The 18,397-nt window shown below is 69.1% G+C and carries 13 protein-coding genes and 1 pseudogene; 10 read left to right on the top strand and 4 right to left on the bottom strand.

Annotated features, from left to right (window positions below; genetic code table 11):
• Together ABZ078_RS39085 and ABZ078_RS39090 are read left to right on the top strand one after the other, a co-directional pair.
• A partial coding sequence (locus ABZ078_RS39085; protein WP_356583290.1) for an ATP cone domain-containing protein occupies window positions 1-493 on the top strand: 493 nt, incomplete at its 5' end.
• A 164-nt stretch (window positions 494-657) separates the two neighbouring features.
• Window positions 658-3,552 carry a vitamin B12-dependent ribonucleotide reductase gene (locus ABZ078_RS39090; RefSeq protein WP_356583291.1) on the top strand — a complete coding sequence of 965 codons (2,895 nt, stop codon included), beginning with the start codon at window positions 658-660 and terminating at the stop codon, window positions 3,550-3,552.
• A gap of 78 nt (window positions 3,553-3,630) precedes the next feature.
• On the opposite strand, the gene ABZ078_RS39095 is transcribed toward ABZ078_RS39090, so the two are convergent.
• Both ABZ078_RS39095 and ABZ078_RS39100 read right to left on the bottom strand, forming a co-directional pair.
• Window positions 3,631-4,050, bottom strand: a complete 420-nt coding sequence (locus tag ABZ078_RS39095) for a nuclear transport factor 2 family protein (RefSeq protein ID WP_356583292.1) — start codon at window positions 4,048-4,050, stop codon at window positions 3,631-3,633.
• Window positions 4,051-4,152: 102 nt separating this feature from the next.
• The gene (locus tag ABZ078_RS39100) at window positions 4,153-4,683 is read right to left on the bottom strand and encodes a TerD family protein (RefSeq protein ID WP_356583293.1); all 531 of its coding nucleotides are present in this window, start codon (window positions 4,681-4,683) and stop codon (window positions 4,153-4,155) included.
• Between the two features lie 155 nt (window positions 4,684-4,838).
• Between ABZ078_RS39100 and ABZ078_RS39105 the strand changes: the two genes are divergently transcribed.
• The 3 genes and pseudogenes from ABZ078_RS39105 to ABZ078_RS39115 all read left to right on the top strand — a co-directional run bounded on the left by ABZ078_RS39105 (window position 4,839) and on the right by ABZ078_RS39115 (window position 7,141).
• Window positions 4,839-5,444, top strand: coding sequence for a YdbC family protein (locus ABZ078_RS39105; RefSeq protein ID WP_356583294.1), 606 nt, complete (start codon window positions 4,839-4,841; stop codon window positions 5,442-5,444).
• A 118-nt stretch (window positions 5,445-5,562) separates the two neighbouring features.
• Entirely contained in the window at window positions 5,563-6,222 is a 660-nt protein-coding gene (locus tag ABZ078_RS39110) for a histidine phosphatase family protein (protein WP_356583295.1), read from the top strand.
• Between the two features lie 12 nt (window positions 6,223-6,234).
• A pseudogene (locus tag ABZ078_RS39115) lies at window positions 6,235-7,141 on the top strand (ADP-ribosylglycohydrolase family protein).
• A 421-nt stretch (window positions 7,142-7,562) separates the two neighbouring features.
• Here the strand turns inward: ABZ078_RS39115 and ABZ078_RS39120 are convergent.
• The gene (locus tag ABZ078_RS39120) at window positions 7,563-9,110 is read right to left on the bottom strand and encodes an MFS transporter (protein WP_356583296.1); all 1,548 of its coding nucleotides are present in this window, start codon (window positions 9,108-9,110) and stop codon (window positions 7,563-7,565) included.
• 193 nt (window positions 9,111-9,303) lie between these two features.
• Here ABZ078_RS39120 and ABZ078_RS39125 point away from each other — a divergent pair, with 193 nt between their 5' ends.
• The 3 genes from ABZ078_RS39125 (at window position 9,304) to ABZ078_RS39135 (ending at window position 11,421) form a co-directional block, all read left to right on the top strand.
• Window positions 9,304-9,927, top strand: a complete 624-nt coding sequence (locus ABZ078_RS39125; RefSeq protein ID WP_356583297.1) for a TetR/AcrR family transcriptional regulator — start codon at window positions 9,304-9,306, stop codon at window positions 9,925-9,927.
• An 82-nt stretch (window positions 9,928-10,009) separates the two neighbouring features.
• Window positions 10,010-10,711, top strand: coding sequence for a ribonuclease HII (locus ABZ078_RS39130; protein WP_356583298.1), 702 nt, complete (start codon window positions 10,010-10,012; stop codon window positions 10,709-10,711).
• A 68-nt stretch (window positions 10,712-10,779) separates the two neighbouring features.
• Entirely contained in the window at window positions 10,780-11,421 is a 642-nt protein-coding gene (locus ABZ078_RS39135; RefSeq protein WP_356583299.1) for a hypothetical protein, read from the top strand.
• 446 nt (window positions 11,422-11,867) lie between these two features.
• On the opposite strand, the gene ABZ078_RS39140 is transcribed toward ABZ078_RS39135, so the two are convergent.
• Window positions 11,868-12,503, bottom strand: coding sequence for a hypothetical protein (locus ABZ078_RS39140; protein ID WP_356583300.1), 636 nt, complete (start codon window positions 12,501-12,503; stop codon window positions 11,868-11,870).
• Window positions 12,504-12,917: 414 nt separating this feature from the next.
• On the opposite strand from ABZ078_RS39140, the gene ABZ078_RS39145 reads away from it, so the two are divergent.
• Together ABZ078_RS39145 and ABZ078_RS39150 are read left to right on the top strand one after the other, a co-directional pair.
• A complete protein-coding gene (locus tag ABZ078_RS39145) occupies window positions 12,918-15,077 on the top strand; it encodes a RecQ family ATP-dependent DNA helicase (protein ID WP_356583301.1) in 2,160 nt (719 codons plus the stop codon).
• A gap of 482 nt (window positions 15,078-15,559) precedes the next feature.
• Window positions 15,560-17,335 (top strand): DUF4192 domain-containing protein, encoded by a 1,776-nt coding sequence (locus ABZ078_RS39150; RefSeq protein ID WP_356583302.1) that lies wholly within the window; start codon window positions 15,560-15,562, stop codon window positions 17,333-17,335.
• Window positions 17,336-18,397: the final 1,062 nt, after the last annotated feature.

The following is an 18,397-nucleotide window of genomic DNA, read 5'->3' on the forward strand; positions in this document are numbered from 1 at the left end:
CAGGCGCCGCCAGTGTCCTGACTGCTCCCGTCGTTTCACGACCGTGGAGACGTGCTCGCTGATGGTGATCAAGCGGTCCGGAGTCACCGAACCGTTCAGCCGTACCAAGGTCATCAACGGCGTGCGCAAGGCATGCCAGGGGCGACCTGTCACCGAGGACGCGCTCGCCCAGCTCGGCCAGCGGGTCGAGGAGGCGGTGCGGGCCACCGGAAGCGCCGAGCTGACCACCCACGACGTGGGGCTGGCCATACTCGGCCCGTTGCAGGAGCTCGATCTCGTCGCTTTTCTGCGATTCGCCTCCGTCTACCGGGCGTTCGACTCGCTCGAGGACTTCGAGGCCGCGATCGCGGAGCTCAGGGAGGCGACGGGACGCCCCCGCGCGGACGACGACGACCGCGAGGACGACGCAGGAGCTGTAGCGGGGGGCCGGGAAGACGACCGCGGGTCCGGAGGGGCTGCACAAGTCCCCGTGCCCGCCAACGCCGCCGACTGAGGGCGGGCCGGATCCGTTCTCGGAGGGCGGATCCGGCCGTGAGGCGGCGACACAAGACCTGTTGCGGGTGGCGATCAGAGGGTGCCCGCGACATCAGACAGAACACCGTGCCACGGGGAACATCGGGGCACTTCAGGGCGTTTCAGCCCGTACAGGGAGGCGGCATGACAGAGACGGCGAGCGGTCCGGCACGGAGTTCCCGCGCCAAGGGCACCAAGGCGGCCAAGGGACTGCGTATCGAGCGCATCCACACGACCCCCGGCGTACACCCGTACGACGAGGTGGCCTGGGAGCGCCGTGACGTCGTCATGACCAACTGGCGCGACGGCTCGGTCAACTTCGAGCAGCGCGGCGTGGAGTTCCCCGACTTCTGGTCGGTGAACGCGGTCAACATCGTCACCAGCAAGTACTTCCGCGGTGCCGTCGGCACCCCTCAGCGCGAGGTGAGCCTCAAGCAGCTCATCGACCGCATCGTGAAGACGTACAGGAAGGCCGGCGAGGACTACAAGTACTTCGCCTCGCCCGCCGACGCCGAGATCTTCGAGCACGAGCTGGCCTACGCCCTCCTGCACCAGATCTTCAGCTTCAACAGCCCTGTCTGGTTCAACGTCGGCACGCCCCAGCCGCAGCAGGTCTCCGCCTGCTTCATCCTGTCCGTCGACGACTCCATGGAGTCGATTCTCGACTGGTACAAGGAAGAGGGCATGATCTTCAAGGGGGGCTCCGGCGCCGGCCTGAACCTCTCCCGCATCCGCTCCTCCAAGGAGCTGCTGTCCTCCGGCGGCAACGCCTCCGGTCCCGTCTCCTTCATGCGCGGCGCCGACGCCTCCGCAGGAACGATCAAGTCGGGCGGTGCCACTCGCCGCGCCGCCAAGATGGTCATCCTCGACGTCGACCACCCCGACATCGAGGACTTCATCGAGACCAAGGTCAAGGAAGAGGAGAAGATCCGCGCCCTGCGTGACGCGGGCTTCGACATGGACCTCGGTGGCGAGGACATCACCTCCGTCCAGTACCAGAACGCCAACAACTCGGTCCGAGTGAACGACGAGTTCATGAAGGCCGTCGAGCAGGGCGGCAAGTTCGGCCTTCGCGCGCGGATGACCGGCGAGGTCATCGAGGAGGTCGACGCCAAGGCCCTGTTCCGCAAGATGGCTGAGGCCGCCTGGGCCTGCGCCGACCCCGGCATCCAGTACGACGACACCATCAACCACTGGCACACCTGCCCGGAGTCCGGCCGTATCAACGGCTCGAACCCCTGCAGCGAGTACATGCACCTGGACAACACGTCCTGCAACCTCGCCTCGCTGAACCTGATGAAGTTCCTGAAGGACGACGGCAAGGGCAACCAGTCCTTCGACGTCGAGCGCTTCGCGAAGGTCGTCGAGCTCGTCATCACCGCGATGGACATCTCCATCTGCTTCGCGGACTTCCCGACCCAGAAGATCGGCGAGAACACGCGCGCGTTCCGCCAGCTCGGCATCGGCTACGCCAACCTCGGCGCCCTGCTGATGGCGACCGGCCACGCGTACGACTCGGACGGCGGCCGTGCCCTCGCCGGTGCCATCACCTCCCTGATGACCGGCACGTCGTACCGCCGCTCGGCCGAACTCGCCGCCGTCGTCGGCCCGTACGACGGCTATGCCCGCAACGCGCAGCCGCACCTGCGCGTGATGAAGCAGCACGCCGACGCCAACGGCGAGGCCGTCCGCATGGACGACCTGGACACGCCGGTCTGGGCCGCCGCCACGGAGGCCTGGCAGGACGTGCTGCGTCTCGGTGAGAAGAACGGTTTCCGTAACTCCCAGGCGTCCGTCATCGCCCCGACCGGCACCATCGGTCTGGCGATGTCCTGCGACACCACCGGTCTCGAGCCCGACCTCGCGCTGGTCAAGTTCAAGAAGCTGGTCGGCGGCGGCTCGATGCAGATCGTCAACGGCACCGTCCCGCAGGCCCTGCGCCGCCTGGGCTACCAGGAGGAGCAGATCGAGGCGATCGTCGCCCACATCGCCGAGCACGGCAATGTGATCGACGCCCCGGGCCTCAAGCACGAGCACTACGAGGTGTTCGACTGCGCCATGGGCGAGCGCGCCATCTCCCCGATGGGCCACGTCCGCATGATGGCCGCGATCCAGCCGTGGATCTCCGGCGCCCTGTCCAAGACGGTCAACATGCCGGAGTCGGCGACCGTCGAGGAGGTCGAGGAGATCTACTTCGAGGCCTGGAAGATGGGCGTCAAGGCGCTCGCCATCTACCGCGACAACTGCAAGGTCGGCCAGCCGCTCTCCGCCAAGACCAAGGAGAAGGAGAAGGCCGAGATCACGGAGAAGGCCGAAGCCACGATCCGTGAGACGGTCGAGAAGGTCGTCGAGTACCGCCCGGTCCGCAAGCGCCTCCCGAAGGGCCGTCCGGGCATCACGACCTCGTTCACCGTGGGTGGCGCCGAGGGCTACATGACCGCCAACTCCTACCCGGACGACGGTCTCGGTGAGGTCTTCCTGAAGATGTCCAAGCAGGGCTCGACGCTCGCGGGCATGATGGACGCCTTCTCGATCGCCGTCTCGGTGGGCCTCCAGTACGGCGTGCCGCTGGAGACGTACGTCTCGAAGTTCACGAACATGCGCTTCGAGCCGGCTGGCATGACGGACGACCCGGACGTGCGGATGGCGCAGTCGATCGTCGACTACATCTTCCGCCGCCTGGCGCTCGACTTCCTGCCCTTCGAGACGCGCTCAGCGCTCGGCATCCACTCCGCCGAGGAGCGCCAGCGTCACCTGGAGACGGGTTCCTATGAGCCCGCCGATGACGAGGTTGACGTCGAGGGCCTGGCCCAGTCGGCGCCGCGTGCCCAGGAGCTGAAGGCCGTCGCCACCCCGAAGGCCGAGGCCGAAGCGGCCAAGCCCGCCCCGCAGCAGGCCCACACCAGCGCCGAGCTGGTGGAGATGCAGCTGGGCATCCAGGCCGACGCCCCGCTGTGCTTCTCCTGCGGCACGAAGATGCAGCGGGCCGGCTCCTGCTACATCTGCGAGGGCTGCGGTTCGACCAGCGGCTGCAGCTGATTCTGAGCGCCGTTCAGGCGTGAACAGCCGGTCAGAGCGGGGGGTCGAGAAACTCGGCTCCCCGCTCGACTGCCGTGATCACTGGGGCTTCGGGTCGCCCGGATCCCCCAGTGTTCTGGCTATCAGCTCGGTATCGCAGTACTCGGTCAGTGCTTGCAGCTTTCCGTCTTTGACGTGGCAGACCCAGCAGTACGTGTTGTCGTAGCGTTTCCCTTCCACGGTTGTGGCACGGCCGCTGCACTCGACCACCACGTAGTCGTCGGCGGCGATGAAGCGTTGTGCGGTGTTCGTGTATCTGTCCGAGAACTGGGCGAGCAGTGGACGAAAGAGTTCGTTGAGGACCACCTGCTTGCCTTCGTAAGTCCCGGACCATTTCGTCGTCCCGATGATCGTCCAGCGGAAGTCGTCGGCGAGACTCTCGGCGAGAGGCCGGCCGTCCCCCTCCGCCAGCCCGGCGAAGATGTGCCGCATCAGGCGTGTGCCCTCGGTTTCACCCATGGTCGCTCCGTCGCTTCGTGTATCAAGGTCCACAAGGAGGGGCGCCGACCATATGTCGGCGCCCCTCTTTGCCCTATGTCCCCGCGAACGTACGGGCGGCTCTCAGGGCCGGCGGGGCCTGCCCATGGTGGCCGTGAACGTCGCCGGGTCGTCCTCGAAACCGTGGATCCCCGGGTGGAAGTCCCACGTCGACCCTTCGCGTACGAACTCCGCGACGGTCGCCGCCGTCGACCCGAGGACGGCGCCGAAGTCGTCCTCGGCCAGGACGGTGTAGCCCTCGCGGATGCGCAGCGCCGGCTTGACGACGCTGACGAAGGTGCGCTGCGCGGGGCGCTGCTGGATCACCACGCCGACCACCACGCGCGCGTACCGGCTGTCGATCCGTTCGAGCTCCACGGTGAGGACCTCGTCCCAGCCGAAGCCCTTGCCGTCCTTGCTGTCCCGGTTGAGATAGATGGTTCCGTCCGGAGAACGGCTGTCGAAGTGCACGACGTGGGCGGGATCGCCGTACGGATCGTCGGCCAGGTAGGTCGCGGCGACGAGGTCCAGGTCGGTGGGCGGCTGCCCGGCCGGACTCGGGTCCCACTTGACCGAGATTTCGACTTTCCGGATCCCCTTGTTGATGGCGTTCACCAGGCTCCCCTTCCCCGTTCCGCGAATGCCCTCTGCCCGAACTGCCCAGCAGGCGAGGCCGGTTGCCCATCCTGCCACGTGAGCGGGCGCGTACGCCGGGGAGCTCTGCGGCCGAGCGTGACCGGCGCCACGCTCCGTGGCCTTACGATGGCGCGGTGCTGGTCAAGTGGATTCGCTGCACCGTGGTGGACCGCCGCGGCTTCGAGCGGGGGCAGCGAAAATGGGCGGGGCTTCTGGGGGAGCCGGGGTTTCGGGGACAGGGTGGTGGTTGGAGCCGGGGGCGGCAGGGGGTGGCGCACATCTTCTCGTTCTGGGAGAGCCGTTCCTTCTACGACTCCTTCATGGCCCGTTCCCACGACAGACTGGCCGCGGCCCAGTCGGGCACCTACAAGGACTTGCAGGCGAAACTCTTCGACTACCGCTTCGACGTGAAGACGGGCTTCGAGCCGCGCTTCACCGACGCGGACCTCGTCAGGGTGGCCCACTGCCGTGTCCATGAGGACCGCGCCGAGCACTTCACGCTGATGCAGGAGAAGGTCTGGAATCCTGCGATGGCGGGTTCTCCCGGCATGATCCGCGGCCTGTTCGGGGAGGCGCCGGGCCATGAGTTCCTGGTGCTGTCGATGTGGCGATCGGCAGCCGAACACGGCAAGTACCGCACGGAGCGCGTGGAGCGACTGGCACTGCGGGCCCAGACGGAGGCGGACGTGGCAGCGCTCACGGGTGACATCGTGGAGCTCGAGCCGACCTGGATAGTTTGAATTCCAAACCATTAATCGTGCGCCTCCATGTGGCTGGTGGTGCAGGAAATGTGTGACCTACGACGTACAAGGCCGGTACCAGTGCTCGAAGTGCCGTCACCCGATCTAGGGTTTTGGCATGGCACGACCACGGCGCATCGTCCTTGTCCGACACGGAGAGTCAACGGGCAATGTTGATGACACCGTCTACGAGCGTGAGCCCGATCATGCGCTGGCCCTGACCGAGCGGGGCTGGCAGCAGGCCGAGGAGACGGGTAAACGGCTGCGGGAGCTGTTCGGCCGTGAGCGCGTCAGCGTGTACGTCTCGCCTTACCGCCGCACGCACGAGACGCTGCGCGCGTTCCATCTTGATCCCGAGCTCATACGGGTGCGCGAGGAGCCCCGGCTGCGCGAGCAGGACTGGGGGAACTGGCAGGACTGCGACGACGTACGCCTCCAGAAGTCCTATCGGGACGCCTACGGCCACTTCTTCTACCGCTTCGCCCAGGGTGAGTCCGGCGCCGACGTGTACGACCGGGTCGGCGGCTTCCTGGAGAGCCTGTTTCGCAGCTTCGAGGCGCCCGACCACCCGCCGAACGTGCTGCTGGTGACCCACGGCCTGGCCATGCGGCTGTTCTGCATGCGCTGGTTCCACTGGACGGTCGCGGAATTCGAGTCGCTGTCCAATCCTGGGAACGCGGAGATGCGGATGCTCGTTCTCGGGGACGACGGCAAGTACACGCTTGACCGGCCGTTCGAACGCTGGCGAGATCCGGAACCGTACGGGATCACCGGATAGGGTGGCAGAGCGATGACCGCTGATTCCTCTCCCGAAGGGCGCCTGGAGCGCGCCCTCGCCAGCCTGCGTGGACTCGCGGTGGGGGACGCGCTGGGCTCGCAGTTCTTCGTGCCGGTGAACTACCCGCTGCTGAAGCGCCGAGAGTTGCCGTCCGGCCCCTGGCAGTGGACGGACGACACGGAGATGGCCTGCTCCGTGGTCGCCGTCCTGGCGGCCCACCACCGCATCGACCAGGACGCCCTGGCCCGCTCCTTCGCCGAGCACCACGACTTCGACCGGGGGCTACGGCCCCGCGGTCAACCGGCTGCTGCGCCTGATCAGGGAGGGTGCCGACTGGCGCGAGCTCTCGGCCGCGCTGTTCAACGGACAGGGCTCCTGGGGCAATGGAGCGGCAATGCGGATCGCGCCCCTCGGCGCCTGGTTCGCCGACGACCCGGAGCAGGCGACCCACCAGGCCGAGATCTCCGCCTATCCCACGCACCAGCACCGTGAGGCCGTGGTCGGCGCCATGGCCGTCGCCGCGGCCGCCGCGCTGGCCGCCGCTCCCGGTGGCCCGCCCAGCCCTGAATCGCTCCTCGACGACGTCATCGCTCTGGTGCCGAAGAGTGCGGTGGGAGCGGGCCTGCGGCGCGCTCGGGACATGCTCGACTACGGCGACGCGGCCACCGTCGCGGCCGTGCTGGGCTGCGGGCGGCGTACGACGGCCCACGACACCGTGCCCTTCGCGCTCTGGTCGGCCGCGCGGTCCCTGGGCGACTACGAGCGGGCCTTCTGGACGACCGCGCAGGTCGGCGGTGACGTGGACACCACCTGCGCCATCGTGGGCGGAGTGATCGGCTCCGGGAAGGCCGGGTCGGTGCCGGCCGAATGGGCGGAGCGGACCGAGGCCCTTCCGGAGTGGGTGCCGACGTCGGTGTAGGCCGATCCCCTGCCTCGCCGACGCCGACGCCGACGTGCCGATTCTCCGTCCTGCCGCCATGGGGAGAGGCTGATTCCTTCGTCGCGCCGGAATCGTAGATAACTTTCTGTGCCTGTCGGGAACTCTGCGTGATCGGCGGTCCGTTGTCGTGGCAGTTGGTGTGCGGCGGCTGGAGCCGCGCGCTCAGGTGAAGCGCGACGGGCAGGGGGGTGGAGCCATGGGGCTCATGTCGGTGCTGGGCGTGCTGTGCGTCGTGGTGGCTGCCGAGTGGGGCGGATCTCGGCTGTCCTTTTCCTTCGCCGCCGTGGTCCGTCTGACGTCGGCTGCCTGGCTGGTGGTGCGGGTGGCCGGCTCGTGGCCCTCGCCCTCGGTCCCCCGGACACGATCCGGTCACCTGCGGCCCTTCGTGCGTCCGGCCAGGTCAGCCGGCCATCGGCCCCGCCGTCCCGGCAAGAGCCTCCAGATCGCTCTTACGGACCCGTATCACCAACCACGCGGTGGCGAGGGCGAGTACGGCCATCGCGGCGGCCGCCACGAAGCCCGTCGAGATGCCCTGTGCCAGTACCTCGTGCCCCCACGGACCGGGCAACTGCTGGGTCCTGGCGAACTCCGCCTTTTGTTCTGTCGACGCCTCGGCCATGAAGGCCGGCACCTGTTTCTCCGCCTCGTCCCTGCTGGCCGATCCGAATACCGTCGTCAGGATGGACAGGCCGAGCGAACCACCCACCTGCTGGGTGGTGTTGAGCAACCCGGACGCGGCGCCGGCCTCGTGCTGGGCGACGCCGGAGACCGCCGTGATCGTCAGCGTGACGAAGTTCAGGCCCATACCGAAGCCGAACAGCAGCATCGGCCCGAGCACTCCGCCGACGTACGAGCTGTCGGCGCTGATCAGGGTCTGCCAGGCCAGCCCGATCGCCGTGAGTGCCGAGCCCACGAGCATGAACGGCTTCGGGCCGAGCACCGGCAGGAAGCGCTGCGACAGGCCGGCGCCGAGCGCGATCACGACCGTCACCGGCAGGAAGGCGAGACCGGCCTCGATCGGGCTGTACTGCAGCACGTTCTGCACGAACAGCACGATGTAGAAGAACATGCCGAACATCGCCGCGGCCAGGCTCAGCATGATCACATACGTCCCGGAGCGGTTGCGGTCGGCGAACATCCTGAGCGGGGTGATGGGCTCCTTGGCCCGCGACTCGATGAACGCGAAGGCCAGCAACAGGATCACCGCAGTGACGAAGGACCCGATGGTCAGGTTGTCCCGCCAGCCCTCGTCCGCCGCGCGGATGAAGCCGTAGACCAGGGACGCCATACCCGCCGTCGAGGTCACTGCGCCCGCTATGTCGAAGCGGCCGGTGTGCCGTTCGGACTCGTTGATGTACAGCGGCGTGAGCACGGCTATCACGATGCCGATCGGCACATTGACGAAGAGCACCCATCGCCAGTCGAGCCACTCGGTGAGCATGCCGCCCGCGAGCAGACCGATGGCGCCACCGCCTGCGGAGACGGCGGCGAAGACGCCGAACGCCCGGTTGCGTTCCGGGCCTTCGGGGAACGTCGTGGTGATGAGCGCCAGCGAGGTGGGCGACGCGATCGCACCACCCACGCCCTGGAGCACACGCGCGGCAAGCAACTGCCATGGTTCCTGGGCGAGTCCGCCGAGCAGGGAAGCGAGGGTGAAGATCAGGATGCCGGTCATGAAGACCCGGCGCCGCCCCAGGATGTCACCGGCACGGCCGCCGAGCAGCAGCAGACCGCCGAAGGTGAGCGTGTAGGCACTGACGACCCAGGTGAGGTCGGTGGTGCTGAAATTGAGCGCGTTTTGAATGTGCGGGAGCGCGATGTTCACAATCGTCGCGTCGAGTACCACCATGAGTTGGCAAGCCGCGATGACGGTGAGCGCGACGCCGGGATGCCCCGCCCGGCGAGCCGCACCTGGTTTTTGGTCCTTGATCAACTGAGAGGTCGTCACTATGGGTCCCCCACAAGAACGTTAGTGAACGATCGCGTTCACTGTCGCGTCAACCGTAGTGAGTCCCCGGTAGTGAACGCAAGCGTTCACTGGCATTGTTGCCGCGCGGTGTGTCCTGTCCCCCCAGATGCCGCGTGGCGCTCCCGCAGTCCCCGTAATTCCCCCGCTCCCCTTGTTCGTTGGAGACGCTCAGATGGTCACCTCGCGTTGGACGGCCACCCCCGCTCAGACGGCCTCCCTTCGCCGGCGCGGCGCCGTACTGGAACGCGCGATTCTCGACGCCGCGCTGGACCAGCTCAGTACGGTCGGCTGGAAGGGCCTCACGATGGAGGGCGTCGCCGCCGGTGCCCAGACCGGGAAGGCCGCCGTCTATCGCCGTTGGCCGTCCAAGGAGGACCTTGTCGCCGATGCGCTGCGGGCCGGGCTGCCACGTTTCGAAGCGGCTCCGGATCTGGGGAGCGTGCGCGAGGATCTGCTCGCACTGTGCCGGCAGGTGCGGGAGGCGATGTTCTCGCGCCCGGGTTCCGCCCTGCGGTCCGTGATTCACGAATGCGACAGCCTGCAGGCCGAGCGGTTTCACGGCGTGATCTTCGAGGGGGTGGTGGAGCCGACGATCAAGCTGCTCAGAGAGGTCATCACCCGCGGAATCGAGCGGGGAGAGGTGCGGGCCGACGCGGCGAACGGTTATGTCTTCGATGCCATTCCGGCGATGATGATGTACCGATCAAAGATGTGCGCCAGCGAATGGAATGACCAGGATCTTGAGGAGATGATCGACCAGTTGATGGTTCCGCTGCTCCGCCCGACGGGCGCGTGAACCGGCGCTTCGCCGGCCTGGTGGCCGCTTCGGCGAACCGGGGTGTCGAAGCGGGTTCCGGGCGGCGTACGCTAAGGGCGCCATGCCGTACGAACCGCCTACTCACACCGTCGAGCGCTCCCTTCGAGCCACGACCGGAGCGAAGATCATTGCCGGTGTCGACGAGGTGGGGCGCGGCGCCTGGGCCGGCCCTGTCACCGTCTGTGCGGCGATCACCGGACTGCGTCGGCCCCCCACGGGCCTCACCGACTCCAAGCTGCTCACCGTCAAGCGGCGCACCGCGCTCGCCGAGGAGCTACGGACGTGGGTGACGTCGTACGCCCTGGGGCACGCCTCTCCGGAGGAGATCGACGACCTGGGGATGACTGCTTCGTTGCGGCTCGCCGCGGTGCGGGCCCTGGAAGCCCTGCCGATCCGCCCCGACGCGGTGATCCTCGACGGGAAGCACAACTACCTCGGGGATCCGTGGAGGGTCCGTACGGTGATCAAGGGTGACCAGTCGTGCGTGGCGGTCGCGGCGGCCTCGGTGATCGCTAAGGTTCAGCGCGACAAAATGATGGCCGAACTGGGTGTCGACCATGCAGACTTCGGTTTTGCGGACAACGCCGGGTATCCGTCACCCGTGCACAAGGCCGCACTGGCGGAGCGGGGACCCACCCCGTACCACCGGTTGTCGTGGGCGTATCTTGATGCGCTGCCCCAGTGGCGGCACCTCAAGAAGGTCCGCACATGGGTGGAAGGAAGCGTTCCGGAGATCGAGGGGCAGCTCGGCTTCGATTTCTGACGATTCCGCTCGCATTTGTGTGCCACCCGCCGACGCGAGTCGCACCAGCGTTTGATAAACATCAGCTCATGCCTCTCATTCCCGAGGAGCCTCAGATTCACGAGAGTGCCCAGGGTCCCCGCGCCACTCCGGCCAGCGGCCGCACCGCGCCGACCCCCCGCCCCGTACCAGGACCCCGCCCCGCGGCTCCGTCGCGTCCCGGCCGACCCGGGCCCCCGCGGCCCGCGCCGCCGGTGCAACGTACGCCGCGTGACGTGGCCGTGACCAAGCCCGGACCGTCGGGTCCGGCTACCCCCGCCGCCTCCGCCCAGGCTGTGGCGACCCCGCAGATCCAGCTGATCCCGGCCTCGCCCGAGGGTGCGCTCGACGCTGCCGAGGAAGCCGTCGACCTGCTCCTGGAGTCGGGCCGCGCCCCCGGCGACGTGCTGGTGATCACCACCGGCGAACAGCATCCGTGGGCCGCCCACGAGCTGTCCTTCGGTGAAGCCTCGTACTGGGCGCAGCATGACGCGGGTGACGACGTGTTCTACGCCGATGCCTCGGCTGCGGCCCGTGCAGCGGCACGCCCCGTGGTCGTGGTCGCCGTCAACGGCGGTCCCGACACCGCTGCCGCCACCGCGCTGCCGCTGGCCCTGAGCCAGGCACGTGCGCTGCTGATCGTCTGCGGGGACCCGCAGCGGATCAACTCGGTGCTCGGCGCGGGCGTCTGAGTCAGTACCGGCTCGTCCGGTGGAGCGCTCCACAGGACAGTGGGGGACAGGGTGCCGCTGTGGTGGCGTCCGCACGGCGAGGTCTTCGAGTGCGCAAAGGCGTGGGGGAACTCGGCGTGCGCATGCCGCATCCATTCGGTTCCCGCGCGCGTGCCCGTGCGGGGGAGCGTGAGTCCATGACGTGCGGATGAACCGACGTGGGCGGCGTCCGGAGGCGCGTCAGGTCGCCGACGCACGGGCTGCTGCGACGTGCCGGTGAGGCACTGCCCGGCGGTTGATCGAGTGACCTGATCGTGAGCCCTCTCGCCCCACACAGCCCCGGCGGGCAAGGCCCGCGGGTGCTCGGGAGATGGCCGTGGTCATCGTCGTACGTCAGACCGCCGTATCGCGTTGGCGCTACGGCGGGTGTGACCGTGCCGCCGGGCTGGGAACTCCCGTCGGCGTCCTCAGCGGGCCGCCGCGCGTCGCATGACCTCCGAGGCCGCGCCTCCGGTGCGGGGTATCGGAAGCGGTGCCTCGGATGTGGCGAAGGGCTCTGGCGACGAGTCGGCGTGGGGACGGCGGCCGCCGCGACCCTCGCCGAGGACCTGCCAGCCGTCGCGGGTCAGCGTGATGTACGCGCCGCAGCGCAGGCCGTGCAGCGTGCAGGCGTCACGCAGGCCCCACATCCACGCGCCGTCCTCCTCCGTCCAACGGCCGTCGCCCTCACGGCAGTAGAGCAGCACCGCGGTGCGCACCGGGGTGCGGCGCCGCAGGTCGTGCGGGATGACGCGACGCAACTGGGAGAGCAGCGCGTTGCGGAACATCCAGCCGTCGGCCGGAGCCGGGCGGCGGATGAACGAGGCGCTCGCCCGCAACCGCTCGTCAGGGTCCAGTACGGCCACGATCGCGGTGGCCGGTCTGGGGCGGTGCCGTGAGTGCAGACCACTGACGACCTCGCGCGGGTTGCGCAGCAGGGGGATTCCCGCGGCAGCCCACTCGGCGGGTTCGAGCATGCGGGCCAGAGGGTTGGCGGAAGCGGCGGACAGGTCGGCTGACGTCGACATGGATGCCGCGGAGGACGGAGCGAATCCGAAGGTCACGGTCCTCCCTTCGGCTACGCGCCCACACTGCGGGGCGGGGTCGGATCGGGGGAGCGCGCACCGCAGCAGAGCCCTACCGGATCACGGACGAGCCGTGCGGGGAGCGGACTTCAATTCTTCCTGTCGAACCTGAATGCGGCAACGAGCAAATGGGGCCACCGCCCGAAATCTCATGGTGCGCGGGTTATATCCCTACCCAGTGCGTGACTGTGCGATGCCTGGAGCAGCCGCGGCCCGTGCCGCACGGCCGTTCTCGTACGGGCGTCTCATAGGGGACGTACTGGATCGACGGCACCAGCGGCCGGGCCCTGACCTGGGAGAACACCACAATCCGGGGTCGCCGTGGGCGAGCGCTCTGTCTGGGGCCGCGGGGTGGAGTGGGCGATTGTCAGTGCCATCCGGTTGCATGGGGGCATGGACGTTCTGGAGCTGCGCGCTGAAGCCGATGCCATTCTCGCCGAGCTGGTCGGTGCCCCTGGGGGTGCGGCACGGTTGCGGGAGGACCAGTGGCAGGCGGTCGCGGCTCTGGTGGAGGAACGCCGGCGGGCCCTGGTCGTACAGCGCACCGGCTGGGGGAAATCGGCGGTGTACTTCGTCGCCACCGCGCTGCTGCGCCGGCGCGGCTCAGGCCCCACGGTGATCGTCTCGCCCCTGCTGGCACTGATGCGCAACCAGGTCGAGTCGGCGGCGCGGGCCGGTATCCGGGCGCGCACCATCAACTCGGCCAATCCGGAGGAGTGGGAGGTCATCTACGAGGAGGTCGAGCGCGGCGAGACCGACGTTCTCCTCGTCAGTCCGGAACGTCTCAACGCCGTCGACTTCCGCGAGCAGGTACTGCCCAAGCTCGCCGCGACGACTGGTCTGTTGGTGGTCGACGAGGCGCACTGCATCTCCGACTGGGGCCACGACTTCCGTCCGGACTACCGTCGGCTCCGGACGATGCTCGCCGAGCTGCCCACCGGTGTGCCGGTCCTGGCCACCACCGCGACCGCCAACGCACGGGTCACCGCCGATGTGGCCGAGCAGTTGGGTACCGGTGGCGGCGAGGCTCTGGTGCTGCGCGGTCCGCTGGACAGGGAGAGTCTGCGGCTGGGCGTGGTCCAACTGCCGGATGCCGCGCATCGCCTCGCCTGGCTCGCGGAGCACCTGGACGAGCTGCCCGGCTCCGGGATCATCTACGCGCTCACGGTGGCCGCGGCCGAAGAAGCCACTGCCTTTCTGCGGCAGCGGGGCTTCCGGGTGGCCTCCTACACGGGGCGTACCGAGAACGCTGACCGGCTGCAGGCCGAGGTCGATCTGCAAGAGAACCGGGTCAAAGCGCTGGTCGCGACCTCGGCGCTGGGCATGGGGTTCGACAAGCCGGATCTCGGCTTCGTCGTCCACCTCGGCTCGCCGTCCTCGCCGATCGCCTACTACCAGCAGGTGGGGCGTGCGGGGCGCGGCGTGGAGCATGCCGATGTGCTGCTCCTGCCGGGCAAGGAGGACGAGGCGATCTGGCGTTACTTCGCCGATACGGCGTTCCCGCCCGAGACCCAGGTGCGCGAGACTCTGTCGGCCCTCGCCGATGCGGGACGGCCGCTGTCCGTGCCGGCCCTCGAAGCTCTGGTCGACCTCCGGCGCACCTGGCTGGAGAGCATGCTCAAGGTGCTCGACGTGGACGGAGCCGTGAAACGGGTCAAGGGCGGCTGGATCCCCACCGGGGAGCAGTGGGTCTACGACTCCGAGCGGTACGCCTGGGTCGCCCGGCAGCGGGCGGCCGAGCAGCAGGCCATGCGCGACTACGTCACCACGTCGCAGTGCCGGATGGAGTTCCTGCGTCAGCATCTGGACGACGGTGGCGCGGCCCCGTGCGGCCGTTGCGACAACTGCGCGGGCGCGTGGGTCGATTCCCACGTCTCGGCGGAGACGCTGACCGGGGCGGAGAAGGAGCTGGATCGCCCAGGCGTTGAGATCGAGCCGCGCCGAATGTGGCCGACGGGAATGCCCGCGCTGGGCATCGACCTCAAGGGCCGTATCCCGGTCAAGGAGCAGTGCTCCACCGGGCGGGCCCTGGGGCGGCTCTCCGACATCGGCTGGGGCAACCGGCTGCGCCCACTGCTGGCCGACAACGCGCCCGACGGGCCGGTACCCGACGATGTCCTGCGGGCCGCGGTGGCGGTCCTCGCCGATTGGGCACGTTCGCCGGGCGGTTGGGCGCCGAACGTCCCGGATGCCTCAGCCCGGCCAGTGGGGGTCGTCGCCGTACCTTCCATGACCCGCCCGCAGTTGGTCGGTTCGCTCGCTGAGGGCATTGCGTCCATCGGCCGTCTGCCCTTCCTGGGCGCGTTGACGTACGGCGGACCGAGCGGCGCGCACGCGGCACGCCGCAGCAACTCCGCCCAACGCCTCAGGGGGCTTTCCAGCGCCTTCACCGTCTCCGAGGAGTTGGCCGGAGCACTGGCTCGCTCTCCCGGCCCTGTCCTGCTCGTGGACGACTACACCGACTCTGGTTGGACTCTCGCAGTCGCTGCCCGCCTGCTACGGCAGACAGGCAGCGAACAGGTGCTCCCGTTGGTCCTCGCGGCTGCAGGCTGACCCTTCCCCTGCTGTGGGTATGGCGTTGTCGTTCGGTGTCGAGGGCGTCGAGGGCGTCGAGGGCGTCGACGGCCGTCTCCGACGCCGCACGAGGATGCCTTCGACCAGGATTCTCCGTCGGTTGATTGACCGACTACCGGCGCTAGGTGCCGCCCGACTTGTCCGCAGCGGCGGCCGCGCAGCCCATCCCCAGCGACCCGATGGCGCTGGTCGGGCAGTCCCGCGCTCATGCCCATGATCTGGTGCCTTGGTCAACTCTCTTCCCGACCTGGTGCCACCCAACGCGTTGAACCGTTCCGGAGCCGGGCGGCTCCGAAAGCTGGCCCCGACCGGAGAGGGTTCTCTCCAACTGGCCGAAAGTCACTGGCGCTTGACGAGACAGGACGGGAGTCGGGCCCGCGTATGCGCCCGGTTGTCGTGCCCCTGATCGGACTTATCCACAGGTCAAAGCGGAGTCTGGCGATCCGCGAGATCGTCGGCGCATGACGAAGCACAGCGAAGCGACTGGATCTCCCGAGAACGAGGACGCCGCGGTTGGCGAACAGCGACTCGTGCCTGGAGCGACTGACCCGAACACCATGAATGGGGCGCAGGAGGCATGTCAGGGACATGAGCCTGAGGCCGGTGAGGCACATGAGGGCTGTGAGGCGGTGGAGGGGCGTGACGCCCGTCTGGGGCACTCGGGACGAGTGGATCAACTCGACTCCACCGAGTACGACGGGCACCCCGCCGAACACCAGGTCACCCTGCGCACGCCGGCCGAACTGGCCGACGCGCTGCCCTATCTCCTCGGGTACCGCCCCGAGGACAGCATCGTGCTCGTCGCCCTTCACGAACGAGACGGCCGTGGCCGGTTCGGTGGTCGCGCACGGCTGGGCATCCCCGCGAGCGCGGACGACTGGGAGTCTGCTGCCAGGCAGTTGGCCCACGGACTGATGAGGGGCAGCGAGCGTAGGGGAGCCCGGCCCGAGCAGATGGTCGCCTTCCTCTGCCAGGAACCGGCGCGTGGCCAGACGGGCCGACAGGTCATGGAACGTCTGCGCCCATTGGCCCAGCAGATGCGTGTGGCGTGCGGCAGCCTGGACGTGCCGGTGATCGAGGCCCTGTGCATCTCGGACGGCCGTTTCTGGTCCTACTGCTGCGACAAGGCGGAGTGCTGCCCGCCCGAGGGCCGGCCTATGGGCCTGCCCGGTACGTCGGTGCTGGCCGCCGCGGCCACGTACGCGGGACTTCAGGTGCGGGGCTCGTTGCGCGAGTTCCGGGCCAGGCTGCTGCCCTGGGAGAACGACGCAGCCGTGGACCAGGAGATCGCCCTGGACACCGTCGGCATGGCACTGGTCCCCAGGATCCTCGACGACTCGGCACGTGCGGGAGTGGCAGAGGAGACGCTGCGGCTGGCCGAGCAACTCATGAGCCGGTTCGCCGCGGCCACGCCCGTGTCCGGGACGCTCACTGCGGATCTGCGTGACGACGAACTGCTCGGGCACGACGAGGCCGCGAGGCTCATTCTGGGCTTGCAGGACCGCACGACTCGCGACCGGGCGGCCGAGTGGATGGAGGGCGACGAGGCCGGCCCCGCCCTTCGGCTCTGGCGGGCGCTGGCCCGCCGCTGTGTCGGACCGTACAGCGAGCACGCCGCGCCGCCGCTCACCCTCGCAGGCTGGGTCGCCTGGTCCACCGGCGACGAGTTGGAGGCCCGAGAAGCCCTCGCCATGGCAATCGGCGCCGACTCCGACTACCTCTTCGCCCGCCTCCTGCACCAGGCCTGCAACGAGGGGCTGGACCCCGAGTCGATCCGCCGCTGCCTGCGCGCGGAACGCTTCAACCGCGAGCGGACTGAGCGAGTTGAGCGAGCCGAGCGGGCTGAGAGGGCCGAGCGAACGGACATCGAGCGAATGGACGCCGGGCGGCTAGGCAAGTCGGAGGACGCCGAAGAGTCGGTGCAGGGCGAGGCGGTGAAAGCCGCGCCGGAGGCGTACGACGTGGGTGGCTGTCGAAGGTCCCGGCAGTTCGCTGGCTCGACCGGCAGTCAGCCTCAGTCCGCCAGGGCAGCCGGGCGTGCACAGGCCACGCGCGGCCCCCGCACGCGTACGCCGGCGGGCACACAGGTCGCCGCCCCACGGCCGGGTGGCGGCACGGCTGCGCGCGCCTCGAAAAGCGCGGCTCCGCGCAGTGCCAAGAAGGGGGCCATGCGTCGGAGCGGAGCCCGTCCGGACGATGTCCGTGCCAAGAACGTTGGCGCTGAGGGGGACAAGTGAGCGGTTGCAGCCGGGGCCCGGACGGATGCCGTCGACGTCGCGGGTGCTTGGTGCCACGCCCTGACCGATGTCGTCGAGGTGACGGTCGCCGCGCGCCGGGGCCTGATCGATGCCGCGCAAGATGGCCGTGGGGCGAGGCGGGGGTGCGGGCCCGGAAGCGGCGTCCGCGGTTCGTGTGGGGACCAGTGTCCGTGGTCAGGGCCTGGCGCGGCGTCCGCGCTCAGGGTCGCCTTGAGCAACTCCCTGATCCGAGCGGCTACGAACAGCAGGTGTCGGCCGACGTCCTCCCCTTGGACACGCCGGAGGGGCACTGTTCGTCCGGCGAAGTTGCTGCATGCGGAGGCCTGTCGGCGGGGTCACCCCATCCTGTGCGTGACCCGAAGGAGTCCCTCCCCGTTCACCTGAGTGGCGGAACGCCCGGACCGGCCATGCCGCCGCACCGCCCCTGTCACTCAGGATCCCCCAGCCGGCGCCGCGCACGCCCGAGGCGCAATGAGCGCAGAGGAAGCCGCCCCATGCCACAGCCGACTCCGACATCCCCGGCCGCCGACGATCGCTCTGCAGTCGGCGGGGCGATGACGTCCCTCAAGGTGGATACGGGACCGCCTCCGGCGGGGGGCAGCCCGGGGCGGCTCATGCCGAGGCGCCCGAGCGACCCGCCTCGTGGTTCTGCGCCGACCGGCCAGGGCTGGCCCCCGCCGGAGGCGGTGGAGCGGGGACGGCCCGATGCCGCATCGGTGGAGCAGCGGCGGCTCGCTGACGGGCGGGCGGAGCTGGGGCGGCTCGTTGCCGGATCGCCAGACCAGAGCCCATCTCCGGTCTGGCGGCCGCCGGCACGCCAGGAGGGCCGCCCGCAACCCTGGGAAGCACGGACGACGCTCCCTGTGCAGCCGACGGGGCCGACGAGCCCGACGAGGGCAGCCACACCAGTCACTTCACTCACATCAGTCACACAGGCCACGTCAGTCACGCCAGCCAGTCCACCCATGCCAGCCAGTCCACCCATGCCAGCCACTCCACCCATGCCAGCCAGTTCGACCAGGCCCGCCAGGCGATTGGCCC

The sequence above is a fragment of the Streptomyces sp. NPDC006385 genome (assembly GCF_040612485.1).
GTDB lineage: Bacteria > Actinomycetota > Actinomycetes > Streptomycetales > Streptomycetaceae > Streptomyces.